Origin of the sequence: Legionella sp. 27cVA30 (assembly GCF_024160945.1) — a bacterium.
Lineage (GTDB): Bacteria > Pseudomonadota > Gammaproteobacteria > Legionellales > Legionellaceae > Legionella_A > Legionella_A septentrionalis.
Genome location: NZ_JAMYXK010000002.1, coordinates 1,230,421 through 1,246,136, shown reverse-complemented (window position 1 = coordinate 1,246,136; position 15,716 = coordinate 1,230,421). Strand labels below are relative to the sequence as shown.

The following is a 15,716-nucleotide window of genomic DNA, read 5'->3' as shown; positions in this document are numbered from 1 at the left end:
TCGGGTTCAGGAATTTTACATGGATTTTAAGGAGAAAAGATGTATCAGAAGACCTATTCCAAGTTTGGCCCCCGTATCTTTTTTTCAAGCTTGCTTACTCTAGTCTGCATGCAAGCACAAGCCGGCATGATGGGCAGTCTGCCACCAATTGCTCCTTGGGACGGCTTTTACGCCAGTGGACTTCTAGGCGGAGCCTGGGGCGAACAAGATTGGAATTATACCAATCTTAATTATTTTAATACGTTGGGCCCCGTGCTGATAGGAACAGATTTTTCTTTCAATTCTAAAAGCGTTCTTGGGGGTGTTAACCTTGGCTATAATTATCAGCCAAACGATTGGTTTGTTGGGATTGAAGGCGCTTTAATGGCTGCAGATTTAAATCCAACGCGTGTCAGCCCTTTCTTTGCGATCGATCGCTACACTTCCGACCTCAATGCTTTGGGAACCTTAAAAGGACGTTTCGGCTATGCGCATGACGAATGGCTTTTTAACGTCAATGGCGGACTAGCCATTGCAAATGTTAAATTAACGCTTAGAGACACCCTCGTGGGCATTAGTGCATCGAGCTCACGCAGCTGGCGGCCTGGTTGGGTGTTGGGCGCCGGAGTGGATCGCAAACTCACCCCCCATTTCTCTATTGGTATAGGGTATGATTATTCCCAAATAAAATTTAATAAGACGCTTACCTGTCCAAGCTGCGGTACCGGCACTGGCCAAGGCACGCCTGTTGTAGAGGGTAAAATAGGCATACAAACTCTTCTTGCGCGCTGCAGTTATTGGTTTAATGCTTGATAAACATGGGCATTACAGCAAAGAATGGCAAAGTATTTACGGCGTTCTTTTGAAAGCGCATACTCGTTATTTCATGAATAATTGAGTAAACGGCATGGTAGTTATTTATTTGCAAACACAAGCAGGGATTCAAGCTGAAGAATTGTCTTTGCAAGACACAGAAAAGCTTGAAAGCGCAGTCTGGATTGACTTGATTCATCCGACGCAGGAAGAGGAACATGCTCTTGAACAATACTTAAAGCTCGATATCCCTACTAAAAAAGAAGTTGAAGAAATCGAGCCATCCAGCCGCTTATATTTTGAAAACAATGCCTTATTCATGACGGCAACCATGGTGGCTTATTCCGAATCCCCTGGAGTAAAAACAGACGTTGTTACTTTTATTCTCACTGAACAAAAACTCATTACCGTACGCTACATCGAATTAAACGCCTTCAAGTTATTTTCAGCTCACTTGCTTCGCTCGAAAAAAGAACAAAATGGGGAAGCTTTATTAGTTGGCTTGCTGGAGGCAACGATTGATCGCCTGGCCGATATTTTAGAGAAAATTAGCCATAAATTTGATGAAACATCTGCCTATGTGTTCCGGCAGCAGCAAAACCATGCCATCATTCAGGATGTAGACTATAAGCAAGTCTTGCAAAACATCGGCACCAGTGGCGATTTACTGACCAAAGTCCGTGAAAGTTTAATCTCATTTACCCGCCTTATCTCTTTTCTGGAGCAGACCCATTTCACACTCGCTACCAGCATCCGCTCTGCTCTAAACATCATTAGCAAAGACGTCATTGCATTGAGCGATTACGCTTCCTTCCTTTCTACTAAATACAACTTTCTTCTCGATGCAACGTTAGGTCTTATTAATATTGAACAAAATAGCATCATTAAAATTTTCTCAGTAGCCGCTGTCATTTTCCTGCCCCCTACCTTAATTGCCAGTATTTATGGCATGAACTTTCAGCATATCCCGGAATTGAAATCTTACATCGGCTATCCGGTTTCTCTGATTTTAATGTTTTTTTCAGCGTGGCTGCCTTTCCGGTATTTTAAAAAGAAAAAATGGCTATGAACTGCAATAAAAATAAGCCAACTGTAAGTACATTATTCAATATTCTTAAATACATTTGCCATGCTAACCGCAAATTTTTGAGTAAATTATGAAAGTTTTTGCACAACTTTTAGTTTTATTATGGACTTTTGCCAACCAGGCTTGGCCACTTGGTGGCACAAGCATGCATTTCCAAGTTATTCCCTTAGGCACTGGAGGTGGTGAACTTGAAGACAATTTATCCGCCTATCTCGTTGCCCCAGTGAATTCCCATAACTGGGTCGCCTTGGACGCAGGCACTTTTTGCAGTCAGATAAAAAAAATTAAATTTAAAGATTATATTGCTGCGCTGCTCGTTTCGCACGCACATTTAGATCACATCAGCGGCTTTATCATTTGCTCAACAATGGACACCGGGAAAACTATTTTAGGCACGGATGTAACCATCAATCACTTACGTGATCATTTGTTCAATTGGAAAATTTGGCCTAACTTTGCAAATGAAGGCATCCCTCCCCTCCTTAAAAAATATCATTATCAACGCTTGCAGGAAGGCGTAACCGTAGCCATACCAAACACCGCAATGCGTGTACAAGCTTTTCCATTGAATCATGGGAATCATCCATCTACTGCATTTTTGCTGGAGGCAGCAGGTTATTACCTGCTCTATTTGGGTGATACAGGTCCTGATGCGGTGGAACATGGCAATAAATTAAGGGCATTATGGGAAAAAATTACGCCTTTGCTGCAGAAAAAGAAGCTGCTTGCATTATTCATTGAATCGTCCTATGCAAACGAACGTCCTGATACACTGCTATTTGGGCATATGACACCAAAATGGCTGCTGAAAGAATTAGATATTCTTGCTCACCTCGTCAACCCTAAACACCCGCAAGGTGCTGTTTCCGGTTTAAATGTAATTGTAACCCACATCAAGCAAAGCAATGAGGCTAACCAGCTTGCAAATCAAATTTTGCAGCAATTACAAGAAAAAAATAATTTAGGCATTCACTTTATAATTCCAAAACAAGGCCAACGCCTAACTTTCTAATCCTCAATGTGCACAAGGCTTGTGCACATTTTTTTATTTTTAGAATGCCCCTGCACTTGTATAAAAATGTGCCATAATTAAGATGACCTGGCATAAGCTATTTACCTTTTATAATCATGAATTGCTTATCAATCAGGCATCACAGGTTTGATTTATCCGGCAAAGGAAAAAGATGTTTACATACACAGCTGTTTTATCCATTGATTCGCAAGAAATCGCGAGGAAAACTGGGAATGACATGGAAGAACTTTATATTTGGATGCTATCCCAAGCTCATGGAAAGACAGGGCATTTTTACGGTTATATTGTCGATAATGAAACAAAGGAAAGAGTTAAAAGTTTTCGCACCAATTCTGTTGAATAACTGCAAGTTAAAGCTTGTATTCAAATAATTTGAATACAAGCACATTAAGCTTAAGGTTTGGTTACCGTTATTTTGCCAGCTGCAGTATTTGCTTTTATGCTGGGTTCATACATGGCTTCCGCATAAAGCGGCGGCACCGTGTATTTGCCAGCGTTTGTTGCTTTCATGCGGTATACTAATTCTTTCGCTGCAGAATCAAAACTGTCAAAAAATACCACGCGATCTTCACGAATATCAACATAATCAAAATACATCCCCTGGATGGATTCACGGAGTACCTCAAAACCACCTGGTAATAAATCAACAATGGCTCCATTGAGGATAAATTGATCATTCAAACTGCGCACCTGGATATGCACTTCAACCTCATCCCCCAACGCCACACTGGCTATGATATTACCCTGGCTGTCACGGTATTCACGATGGATTTCCAATCCTTGTTGGCGAGCCTCAGTGGGCAAGCTTTTATCAAATCCAGCTTGGCTGAGTTGATAAAAATAAGTGTGCTTTTCCGGATTGGCAAAAATAATCGATTTTACCTCCTCATGCACACTGACCTTCGCATAAGTATCTTTAAGAGTAGCCAACGTTTCCTGCTCTTTGTTTGCCAATACAGCGCGGATCACCAACCCCTCTGCATTATTTTGCTGTGTCTTTGCGTAAGCGCTTAATGCAAGACTTGTATAGGCAGAAAGAATCGTATTGATGTCATCTGTATTTACAGCGGAAACCAAACCTTTGAGAAGATTATTTCCTACTTCAGGTAAACGCTCAGGGAAATGCTGGGCGATTAGATAAAGGTATTGTGCATTGGCGACGTGGTTATCATAAAAAGCAAAACGATCGCGCATTTGCCTGTCAGCTTCATATTGCCGAATCAACTGTTCGGCTTCACTTGTATTTTTTAGCATTTTATAGCTAGTCGCAATGTATGCGCCGGTTAACTCATGTTGCCATTTTTGCGGAGCTGCCTTATCCAGATATAGCTGCAAATTGGTCAAATAATTCGTGGTGACCATTTCATTGCGGGTTAACACATAAATAGCATAAGCCTGCAACCGCGCCATATCCACATCAGACGCATTGCGTGCCGCTAAATCTTTAAGGGAGGAAAGACCGCCATTATATAAATCATCAGGGATGCGATAACCCTGTTCTTTTGCCTCAGTCAGAAAATGCATGGCATACACGGAAGCAAAGGTATTGCTGTCATTTTCCCCCAAGCCAGGCCAATAACTGAAACCGCCGTTCACCATTTGGCGCTGGCCTAACATTTGAATGGTTGTTGTAATTTTTTCCGTTGCCTTTTGTGCATCATCCACCAACCAGGGATGTGCGCCGATAGCTAACAGTGGGAATGCTTTACTGACTAACTGTTCCGTGCAGCCATATGGAAAATTATCCAGATAACGTTGCAAACCAGCGAGCAGAATTAACGGACTGCTTGACATGGCTGCATCGACTTGGCGGTATTGCGGGTATAAATTGCGATCAACAGCAATGGTTTTTTCAACGCCATTGCTGCTGCCGCTTGTAACCGTGGTGGAAAAATGAGTGGCAGGGCGTATGCTTAAGGTAGCATCCATTTCACTGGCTTTGCCGCCCAGACTGGCGGTAAATGTCATGCGTGCAGAGCCTAAGGCAGAGGTAGTAGCCCGCAATTTGAACTGCACCGTTTTCTCGCGCCCTTCTTCAATCATCAATAATTCATTATCCGAACCAATGATTTCAAGTTCAGGGCTTACTTTAAGCTCTACTGCAACTTTACCGCTATTGCCAGCACCCTTGATGTTGTTAGCAACACTGGCAGTTACTGCAAACTCATCGCCAGGGGCTACAAAAGTAGGCGTGTTTGGGTTGATGATAAAATCGCCTTTGATTTCCGAAGTCTTTTCTGCAGATCCCACCGCGTCTAATGCCACAGCCACCGCCATGACATGCAACGTCCCGTTAAAATAATCCGGTATCTCATACACCAGTTGACGCACGCTGGAGTCGGTGTCGACTATGCCAGACCAGAAAGCAACTGGCAGATCCGTTTTGCGTTTAAAAGGATTTAAATATTGTGATAACAAGTCTTCACCACCATCACCTCCTGCTGCCGAAAGTTCCCGCTCGCGGATGTAGCGCGGTAAAATTTGATCTACCGTTTGCTGGGTTAATACCTCCAGAGCGCGTTTTTGGAAGAAAAACCCTAGCGGGTCGGGAGTGGTGAAGCGAGCCACCTGTAAAATGCCTTCATCCACAGCAAATACAATAATTTTTCCCGGTTTATCACTGTAATATTCCATTTTATAAGGTTCGCCCGGTCTTGCTGTTTCAGGCACGTGCAAATTGATGTGCATGGCGTGCTGGTCATGATCGACATTAAACGGCACCACGCTATAGCTTAGCGGACTTATGAAAATATCCGGCGAATTCCAATCGCGCACGAAAGCAACATTTACATAACCATTCCCCTGAAAATCGCTAGGGATACGAATTTTTTGTACAGAACTGCTGGTACCGGTTTTAAACCACTGCACTGCATAAACTTTGTCCCGCTCTATGGTAATTAAACCAGAGCCGGTATAAGGAGCAGTAATTTGCAACTCGATTTCCTCGCCAGCTTTATAATCCGTGCGGTCAAGCTTCACGCTCAATTCAGCATTTTTTGCCAAAGGTTTCTGGCTGGCTCCTACCACACTAAATTTAAGATGGCTAAGCTCAGTATCGTCTTTGTCCAGCACGTTAATCGCAAAGTCACCAATTTGCTCAGTAGGCAAATCAAAAGCACTGCCTTTTGCAGCAATGGCAAATGGCTTGGTCGCAAGCACTTTCGTTTGAATTATGGATTGGTATTGATACGTGCCATTGTCATTTTTTATCAGCGTGGATACAGGCTGCAAGGCCACTAATTGCAATGTCATGCCGCCAAGTGCTTGTTGTTGCAGCTTGGGATTTATCGCAATAAAATTCACGCTGCGCTGGCTGTTTTGCTTGATGTAGTTTAGATCGCCATCCGCCTTGTACCCCACAAAATAAGGCAAAGGGCTGACCAAAGTGGTAGCGCGTGTAGCCACACTGCGCCCACCGTCGGCTTCAAACCCCTCGGCAAAAAACGTCAGCTGATAAGTGGCTTTATCGAAACGCTCAAGCTGCAAAGGAAATTCAGCGACACCTTGCATGTCGGTTTTTGCATCAGCCAAATTATCGGTAAACACTTTAGCCGGCTTTTTAGGATCAAGGAGGGGATCGGCAAAGACATAATCAGGATAATTTTTAAACTCCACCGCTTTGGGTTCAAGTAAAATTTTGCCGCTAATACGGCGCTCAGCAGCAGGCGCTCCATACAAATTCCACAATTGCACCTTAGCTTTTAAATTGGTTGGAGAAACCCAGCCATTAATCGATTGCGGCAGAATATTTGCTTTAATACGCATCCTATCCGGCAGAAACTCAGCCACGCGAATACTTGACGATCCCAGCAGGCTTTCAGGGTGTTGATCTTTAACAATATATAAACTGATAAAATAATCGCCGGTAGGAGAAGCCGCATGCGTTGGAAAATCAAAGCTTAAATAGCCGAGGGCATCAACGGTAAATTTTTTATCAAACACCGTCATGCCACGCGGATCAGAAACGGTAGCCTGTACAATAAAGCCGGGGGGCTGCGGTTGCGCATACGCTTGCTTAACAATAACCCCGACATGCACTTCATCGCCAGGGCGATAAATGCCGCGGTCAGAAAATACATAGGCGCTTAAACTATGTTGTTCCTGCCCCGCGCTATATATACCACCTACGTCATAGCGTGAGTAATTTAATTGGCGGTTCACATTATTATAGGGAATAAAGGATACATCCGCACCCAGACTTGCCAAATAAACCACAGGCTCGCGCTCATTCACAAAATCAGTCAGCACCGGAAAATGCGCTTGTCCCTGTTCATTGCTTGCATAGGAAAGCAAGGGTAAACCATTTTTGCCCAAAACCGTTACATTTACATTGGGCAGCGGCGTGCCCGTAGTGATGGATTGCACAAATACATCATGGCTGCCGTCTTGATTGTCCTTAACGACCAATCCCATGTCGGTCACCAGCACTAAACGATTGGCACGTACATCCAACGGCTCCTGAGTTTCCTGATTCCAGCCTTGCGCCTGCAGCAAGAATAAACCTTGCGGGCCTCCTGTATTGGCTGCATTGGCCAAATATTTAGTAAAATCCAAAGCCGTATATTGTTGTTTGGTTAAATCAGAAGCATCAAATTGCTGAATTTCGGAGAAGATTTCACTGATATTTTTTTGATCAAAGCTTTGGTTAATGAAATATGGATTATTAAAATCTCCTTCAGTCTGCGTAACGAGTTGATTGATGTTGTCAGGCAATACGCGGGCAAACTCGAATTTTACAGCCGGCAATCCCCGGATTAACACCGAAAGCTTCCTCTCACCGCTTAACGCAAGTAACGCCCCTTTATGTAGGAAACTGATTTCTTGCGGGTACGGTGGCACTTTGATGATGGCAGTGTAATCTTGCGTCAGTACGAAATCACCCAAGGCACGCGCGCCTTTGTCCAGTTTAAGATAAATATAACGCGGCGTTTGCGCATTAAACTTAAAGCTGTGCAGGGTTGCATAATTATGCTCGGCAGGGATGGCTTCCATCTTAAGTGGGGTGGCTAATTGCAGAATGTTAGAAGTTACTTCCCCGGGATTTTGCCATTCATAATTCTTTTTTTCTTCTGCGTGGGCAGTTGCCGGATAATTTTGCGGTAGCAAATACACATGCAATGCCTTTTTAAGCTCGGTTTCACTTATCCCGGCTGAGGTCTCCAGGGCCAGGATTTGTTCGGGGCGATCTTGCTCATTGCGTACGATAGCAGCCGTGGCGGCGGCCACCTTGAAATAACTGCCCATATCAGGAAGCAAAAGATTTTTGGAAACAGTATGCCGGATCATGCCCGGCCCTGTGACTGAACGCACTCCCTCACCAATGACCAGCACCAAATATTGCGGAGTATCCGTCAGTGATAATGGCTCGGAGCGCAAGTAAGCAATCCGTTTATGCTGATCATAATCCAAGGTGAATTTATAATGTTTTGCTTCCTTATCCAGTTTGCCTTTATGCAAGGTCTGCAACAATAAGGATAAATTACCTTCAAGACTGTTAACCTCGACGGGATAATTGAAATGGATGGTGGCTACCGCTTGTAATAATTTGGGCTGGGTGGGGTCTTGATGCAATTTAAATTGGCTGATTTCTGCCGTAAACGGCTGCGTAGAGAAGGAATAGGCCGGATTTTGCAAGCGAATAGGTTCAGCTAAAACGCCTTCGCCAAAGCGGACCGTATAATCCTGCCCCGCTGGCCAATCTTTCGCTGGGGTAAAAATCAAGCGGCTGTCGCTTTGCCAATACCACTCCCCCTCTAGCGCGGGCGATAATTCAATACCTTGTGGCACATTTTTGCCGATCAATTGCAGTGGGGCAACCGATTTCGGCAGCAACTCGCCTTCCGCATCCTTACTGCCGAAATCAATGATCAAATCGTCTGGAATTAGGGCTTCTTCACGTAATGGCGTAATTTTAGGTGCCGTTATGTATGCTGTAGGTAATTTCGGCTTAGGAAGATTTTTATACCAGCAATAACCATAAATTGCGGCAACCAATAGACAAAGAGTAGCAACCATAACCGTCCAAAAAGCAGCCGGCCTGGCAGCAGCTTGGCGGCGTAAAAAAATCATCCAGGGCGGACTGCTCCAATGCATACGGCCTACAATCATTGCAAAAAAAGCGCCCATGCGTGAAAACAATTCGGAAACCAATGATTTTTTATTCATATATAATCCAATTTGCTGTAAAACACTGCCCGTTCCGTGATAGTTTTAACCACCGAAACCATGTTTAAAGCCGCGCGCATGATTCAGTCATCATGAAAGCATTTATAAAGCTACTTAGCATAACTCTGGTTTTCCTTTTTGTCAGTGGCGCAACCATATTATTTTTCTTACCCGTGCCATCCTTATTGGCCAGTACTCATTTCTCGACTGCGGTGTATGATGAACAGCAGCACTTATTGCGGTTAACATTAAGCCGTGACGAGAAATATCGGTTGTTCACTCCTTTGCATAAAATTTCCCCAGAGCTCATTGAAGCGACTCTATTGCAAGAAGATCAGTTTTTTTACTGGCATTATGGCATCAATCCTTTTGCTACCTTGAAAGCTGGGTGGGAAACTTACATTGCCAAACGGCATCGCTTGGGTGCATCCACTATTACCATGCAACTGGCGCGCATCCGTTTTGGCATTAATTCCAAGTTTTTGTCAGGGAAAATCTTGCAAATTATACGGGCTATACAACTTGAAATGCATTACAGCAAGAATCAAATCCTGGAAGCTTATTTAAACCTCGCGCCCTACGGCAATAACATTGAAGGAGTAGGTGCTGCAAGCCTGATTTATTTTAATAAAAAAGCAGGGAAAATCAGCTTGCCTGAAGCATTAACCCTGAGTATCATCCCGCAAAATCCCAATAAGCGCACGCCCCATAATCAAGCGCTTCGGGAGATCCGCAATAAACTATTCGCACGCTGGATAAAAGAACACCCAGAAGATGCAAATAAAAAAATTTTTATTAATTTACCTTTGCAAATGCGCAAATTGCAGGACATGCCATTTATTGCACCGCATATGGTCAATGGTATTTTGCAAAATCCTTCCTTAAAGCCGCAAGAAATCACCACGACGCTGGATGCGCGTATGCAAACCATTTTACTGCGCATGACCCGCAATTATATACAACGCAAAAAAAACTTAGGCGTTCATAATGCCGCGGTTTTACTGGTAGATACCCGTGATATGGGCGTTAAAGCGCTCATAGGCTCCGTTGATTTTTTCAACCGGGATATCCAGGGACAAATAAACGGGACCGAAGCCAAACGCTCGCCCGGCTCCACCCTAAAACCTTTGATTTATGCGCTAGCTTTTGAACAAGGGATCATTCATCCCAATACTGTCTTAAAAGATGTCCCGCACAGTTTCGGCAGCTATAACCCTGAGAATTTTGATTATGATTTTATGGGTCCTGTCAAAGCCAAGGATGCCTTGGTATTAAGCCGCAATATTCCCGCTATTTATTTAGCAAACCAACTAAAAAATCCAACTTTATACCAACTTTTGGAAGAAGCGGCTGTCAGCAACTTGAAATCCGAATCTTATTACGGGCTTGCCTTAAGTCTAGGGGGGGCGGAAATTAGCATGCAAGAATTGACCAGTCTTTATGCCATGTTGGTTAACGACGGCATGTGGCGTCCTTTGCGCATGCGGAAAGATGTGGATACAGTTTGGGGAAAGCGTTTATTGAGCAAAGAAGCAAGTTTTTTAGTGCTGGATATTTTAACCAACACTTCCCGCCCGCGGTCAGCTTCGTCTACTTCGCTGCAGTCCCATCTACCGGTGTCGTGGAAAACAGGCACGTCATCGGGTTACCGCGATGCCTGGACTATCGGGGCGTTTGGCCCTTATGTGTTAACGGTGTGGATAGGCAATTTCGATAATAAAAGCAATCCGGCTTTCATAGGCAAAGACATCGCAGCTCCGTTATTTTTTGAATTGGTCAGCGCTATTGAACAAGAGCAGGGAAAAAATCTTGCAGCCTTGGCAAAGCATCCGGAACTTATGAATTTAGAAAAAATCCCAGTCTGCAAAGCATCCGGCTTGCTGCCTACCCGTTATTGCCAAGATACAGAACTCACCTGGTTTATTCCGGGTAAATCACCGATCAAATCAGATACGATTTATCGCGAAGTAGCCATTGATAAAAAAACTGGATTGCGCGCTTGCCATTTTGATGCAGATACCCGTTTTGAAATTTATGAATTCTGGCCTACAGACTTGGCCAAAATTTTCAAGCAAGCGGGCATACAAAGACGCACCCCGCCGCCTTATGCACCAGATTGTGCACTGACTGCCGCCAAGGGCTTGAGTCCACAGATCGTCTCCCCGCAAACTGAATTAAGTTACATCGTCAGAGTCAATGCCATCGAAAAAACTAAAATCCCATTGATTGCAGTCACCGATGCCGATATTGCAGCCATACACTGGTTTATCAATGGCAGCTATTTCGCAAAAACACGTCCAGACAAACCCATTTTCTGGACCGCGAAACCTGGGAAGTTTATCGTGCGCGTGGTGGATGATCACGGTTTATCGGATGCGCGGGAAATCGTGGTTAAAATGGACGGGTAAACCATCATCTTTTGCAAAAAAGCACCCAGCCTAAAAATGAGTCCGTCACTTCATGCTTGTAATGCCGTTACAAAGAATTTTTTACCGCATCCAAAATGGCAAGCCTCACTTGCTCTGCCGCAATCGTGCCCAGCATAAGCTCGCTTACTTCAAGATTTCCCAGGGAAAAGCAAAAAATTATATCGCCATCGTAAGGAGAGAATATCGGCGAGATGGCTTGGGAAAAACCCGCAGCAGCCATTTTTGCCATGCGTTTTAGGGAAGCTTTATCACCTTTGGCATTGGTAAAAACAGCAATTAAGGTGGTATTGGCATTTGCAAATAGATTTTGTTCGGACTCACCGGCAAGCAAACGTTTTTCTGTGTCGGCCCAGCTGCCATCGGCAAAACGCGCTCCTGCCACGATATTGCCTTTATCATGAACATCGCCTACTGCATTAACGGCAGCATAAGCAATAACTTCAAGACCTGAATCTAGCTTGATGGCAGCGCGCCCCATGCCGCTTTTCATTGGCGAAGCCGAAGCAATCAATTTACCCACCGTAGCACCTGTACCTGCGCCGAGTACACCGCGGTCTTCATTATGCTCAGATGCTTTAAAACAAGCCTGATATACCTCATTTACACTTGGGGGCACGGGGTGCTTGTAACTTAAATCATATAAAGCCGCGGCTGGAACTAACGGGACAATGGCATTGGGAGCATGAAAACCAATTTCCTTTTCATGCAAATAGCGCACCATGCCTTGAACAGCAAATAACCCGAAGGTGCTGCCACCTGCCAACATCAAACCATGCACGCAAGGGACGCTGTGTTCAGGCTCGAGCACTGCCACTTCATGTGTAGCACAAGCTGAGCCTACAATGAGGTAAGAACCGATCGCACCTTGCTCAAATAAAAAGATTGAAGCACCGGTACCATTGTCCATATCGGTTACATGATTGATCTTCAAACCTTGCATGCATATCCCTTATTGATTTCCTTAGCATTAGTTTAATGCGCCTGCCTGCATTTGCAAATAAAATCCTCCATGCCAATAAATGCAACCGCGGTTATGTCCTGCAAAGGTTTAACGTGCACCAGGAGTGTATTCTGGAAAACGATTTCAGCAACCTTCAGGGAAAATATAAATGTCTTACATGCAAGAAGGCGTGGTAGCAATCATCCAGTGGAAGCCAAGCCCGCTAAACGGCAAAAACGTCCCCTCCCATCACCCGATGGTTCCGACATGCAAGCCATGCTCGCGCAAAGCAATCTGCAGGAAGCCACCATGCCTGCGTCCAATGGCTGTATTGCCCAACCATTGAGGGTTGTTTGCACTACCTAAAAGAATGAATAATACTTGGGAAAATCATAAAAATTCTCCCCGATATCCAAAATAATAAGGCTAAAATGCTGACCCTGGGTTGGAGCCATTCGGGTAATAAACCACCCTTAATTGCTCCGATCCAAGACACGACTCTGAAAGCGATGAGCAAGTGACTGCGTGGTTGGCTATTATGGATAATATCTCACATATTCTTTACTGAAGTTTTGCACATTCAGCCCGGTTATAGCCCTCGCTTTGCTGCGACTTGTTTAATCTTTGCAATGATTTCCGGGTGGTCCTTCTTAAATTCGGCAAAATCTTTAAAACGCAGTTCATAGAGCACACATGGGGACGCGGCGCGGCAAGTGGCATTGCGGGGTTTATCCTCTATTAGACTAATCTCCCCAATAAAATCTCCTTCGCTTAAGGTGGCCAGCAGCTCGGTTTCTTGATCTTTTTTACGTACGACGTGGATTATTCCACGGGCAATAAAAAAGAGAGAACGTCCCGTATCTCCTTCTTTTATCACTTCATGGCCAATCGGTACCGTGTAAGAACGAAATTTTTGATAAAGCAGGGAAAATTCTTTGTCTTTTAAAGTCTCAAACAAATAAAAATTGCGCAGAAAATCATAAGCATCCAATTGCACGCGTTCCATGGGCTTATGTTTAAGAACATGCATTTGTTGCTCGCATTCTTGGATAATTCCAGCGGCAATGGTGGCAGGCAACTTTCCCGCCCTCACTTCTTCTTTTAACAATTCAATTTCTGCAGTTAAAATCATGTGTTCGTGTAAACGCTCTTGCAAGGATTGGATGACCGTTGGAAAATCATGCAGCATTTGCTCTAATTGTTGCTGGGTGACATATTCCCAATGGGTAATTTGCACCGTAAGATAAGACGTTATTTTTTCGTCAAACTTAATATGCAGCTGCAGTTCTTCAAGTGCATTTTGCAAAATTTTAGTTCCCTCATGCAAAGCCCATATCTCCTCATATTGGCGTGCAATGCGTGTAGCTTGCAAACGTCCCCTTAGCCAATGCATGCCAGGTAAAGGCTCGATAAAACGAATTAAAAAATTATCCAATCGCGAAGGAACTTTAAGAATTTTGCTAACTGCCAACCACCCACCGCCATGGCGTACAGCATCTAATTGCGTGTGGATCGTATCTCTTAAGTTTCGGTAAACGGTTTCTGAAATGAGGCCTTGTGTAAACCAGAGAAACAAGGCTTTTAATTCGCGCCCGAGCATGTGATTTAACAGAAATTGCTCTTGCCTTTTAGGATTAAACGCATGATCTTTAAGGCGTGCCAGAGATTCTTCTGCCTCCTTTAGTTCATAGGCATGCTTATTTTTTAATTCATTAGCCGTATGCAAAGAAACCAGACCGGCTTGCTTTAATTGTTTTAATCGCTGAAGTGCCTGTTTTTTAATAACAATTAACCCATCCAGTTTCATTAACTGGTCGATCACGGGTATTTTATTAAGCCCTAACCAGGCAATAACCCGCTCAATCGTGAGACCCTGTGCAAATAAGGTGAATAGAACCGCCCCTGCCACCAAATCAATGAGCAGAGTTTGTCCATGAAAATGCTGCAATCCAAACACCGTGGCTAAAGAGACTCCCCCACGCAATCCTCCCCAAAAAATTACCGTTTGGTAACGCCAGTTTACTTTGGTGGATAAGGGCAAAAGGCGAGAAACAGGAATTAATCCAAACACAACGACAGCGCGCGAAATTAACATGGCAACAACCACCACTAGCCATTCTGCCAGCACGTGCCAAGTGTGAGAGATATTGATATTCAAACCGACTAATAAGAAAAGAAGAGCATTTACCGCATAAGCTGCAAATCCCCAAAATTTCTCCAGATAATTTGTTACGTCGGGAGATATTTTGGTTTGCCCCCAATTTCCCATGGTTAATCCCGCCGCGACCACAGCTAATGCCCCGCTCACCATTAAAACTTGTTCAGCGATAATAAAAGATGAATAAGCTAAAACAGTCGTTAAGGAAATCTCAATTTGTGGCTGCGATTTCAGCAAGCTTAATATACTTCCCATTAAATGGGCAAAAAGCCAACCAAAGAGCAGCCCGCCTAAAAATTTAAGCAAAAACTGCATCCCACCCTCTGCAATGCCCGGTGCATCAAGCATGCCTATGGCGAGCATAATTCCAAATGTTTTGGCAAGAATAACCGCTGTGGCGTCACTGAACAAACTTTCCCCCTCGACCAATATCCTTAATTTTTTAGGTGCGCCTAAACTTTGGAAAAGAGAAAGCACTGCAATGGGTTCAATAGCGCTTAAAATAGCGCCTAATAGTAAGGCTAACAACCAGTTCAATGAGGTAAATTGATGCACAATAAATCCCATGAGCAGCGTTGAAATCAATACCCCGGGGATGGCAAGCACCAGAATTTGCGCGAGATTGCGTTTAAGCTGGCGAATGTCGATGTGGTAAGCGGATTCAAAAAGTAAGGTCGGCAAACATAGATAAAAAATGAAATCAGGACGCAATTGATAAATATTAAAAAAACGAAGCCAACCAATACCCTGCCGCTCCAAATGGCCAATAAGTAAACCAATCCCCACCAATGCAATGGTAAAACGCCATTTTTGGCGTGAGCACGCCGCCATGGTTATTGCTGCAATAACCAGTAACAGTACAAATGCTATAACCAGCTGCGCTGCCGGCGGTAAAAGATATTGTCCCAGAGCCAAAACTCCTGTTTGCCAACGCTAGAAATCATATCCAGCTAATCATTCTCGCAGTGTCCATTTTTTCTTGCAATAGAACCTATGCTACTCTGCTCTATTGCTTTACGAATTACCCTCCGACTGTATTTAGATCGTCCATTTAATCAATTCATCGCTATCATGGTGCAATGAATACAATTATTCATTTTTAATGTAATCTT

General features: G+C 44.0%; 9 protein-coding genes. 6 read left to right on the top strand and 3 right to left on the bottom strand.

What is annotated here, in order from left to right:
- Positions 1 to 39 precede the first annotated feature (39 nt).
- The 4 genes from NKV53_RS11230 (at position 40) to NKV53_RS11215 (ending at position 3,255) form a co-directional block, all read left to right on the top strand.
- Positions 40 to 792 carry an outer membrane protein gene (locus NKV53_RS11230; protein ID WP_126953311.1) on the top strand — a complete coding sequence of 251 codons (753 nt, stop codon included), beginning with the start codon at positions 40 to 42 and terminating at the stop codon, positions 790 to 792.
- 94 nt (positions 793 to 886) lie between these two features.
- Positions 887 to 1,861 (top strand): magnesium/cobalt transporter CorA, encoded by a 975-nt coding sequence (gene corA / locus NKV53_RS11225; RefSeq protein ID WP_126953310.1) that lies wholly within the window; start codon positions 887 to 889, stop codon positions 1,859 to 1,861.
- 88 nt (positions 1,862 to 1,949) lie between these two features.
- On the top strand, positions 1,950 to 2,891 hold the full coding sequence (locus NKV53_RS11220) for an MBL fold metallo-hydrolase (protein WP_253351151.1): 942 nt from the start codon (positions 1,950 to 1,952) through the stop codon (positions 2,889 to 2,891).
- 172 nt (positions 2,892 to 3,063) lie between these two features.
- A complete protein-coding gene (locus tag NKV53_RS11215) occupies positions 3,064 to 3,255 on the top strand; it encodes a hypothetical protein (RefSeq protein WP_126953308.1) in 192 nt (63 codons plus the stop codon).
- A 50-nt stretch (positions 3,256 to 3,305) separates the two neighbouring features.
- On the opposite strand, the gene NKV53_RS11210 is transcribed toward NKV53_RS11215, so the two are convergent.
- The gene (locus tag NKV53_RS11210) at positions 3,306 to 9,077 is read right to left on the bottom strand and encodes an alpha-2-macroglobulin (RefSeq protein WP_253351150.1); all 5,772 of its coding nucleotides are present in this window, start codon (positions 9,075 to 9,077) and stop codon (positions 3,306 to 3,308) included.
- 92 nt (positions 9,078 to 9,169) lie between these two features.
- Between NKV53_RS11210 and pbpC the strand changes: the two genes are divergently transcribed.
- Entirely contained in the window at positions 9,170 to 11,485 is a 2,316-nt protein-coding gene (gene pbpC, locus NKV53_RS11205; protein WP_126953306.1) for a penicillin-binding protein 1C, read from the top strand.
- 67 nt (positions 11,486 to 11,552) lie between these two features.
- On the opposite strand, the gene NKV53_RS11200 is transcribed toward pbpC, so the two are convergent.
- Positions 11,553 to 12,446, bottom strand: coding sequence for a P1 family peptidase (locus NKV53_RS11200; RefSeq protein ID WP_127057107.1), 894 nt, complete (start codon positions 12,444 to 12,446; stop codon positions 11,553 to 11,555).
- Positions 12,447 to 12,539: 93 nt separating this feature from the next.
- Here NKV53_RS11200 and NKV53_RS11195 point away from each other — a divergent pair, with 93 nt between their 5' ends.
- Positions 12,540 to 12,812, top strand: a complete 273-nt coding sequence (locus tag NKV53_RS11195) for a hypothetical protein (protein WP_253351149.1) — start codon at positions 12,540 to 12,542, stop codon at positions 12,810 to 12,812.
- A gap of 223 nt (positions 12,813 to 13,035) precedes the next feature.
- On the opposite strand, the gene NKV53_RS11190 is transcribed toward NKV53_RS11195, so the two are convergent.
- A complete protein-coding gene (locus NKV53_RS11190) occupies positions 13,036 to 15,519 on the bottom strand; it encodes a cation:proton antiporter (RefSeq protein WP_253351148.1) in 2,484 nt (827 codons plus the stop codon).
- Between the last annotated feature and the right edge of the window lie 197 nt (positions 15,520 to 15,716).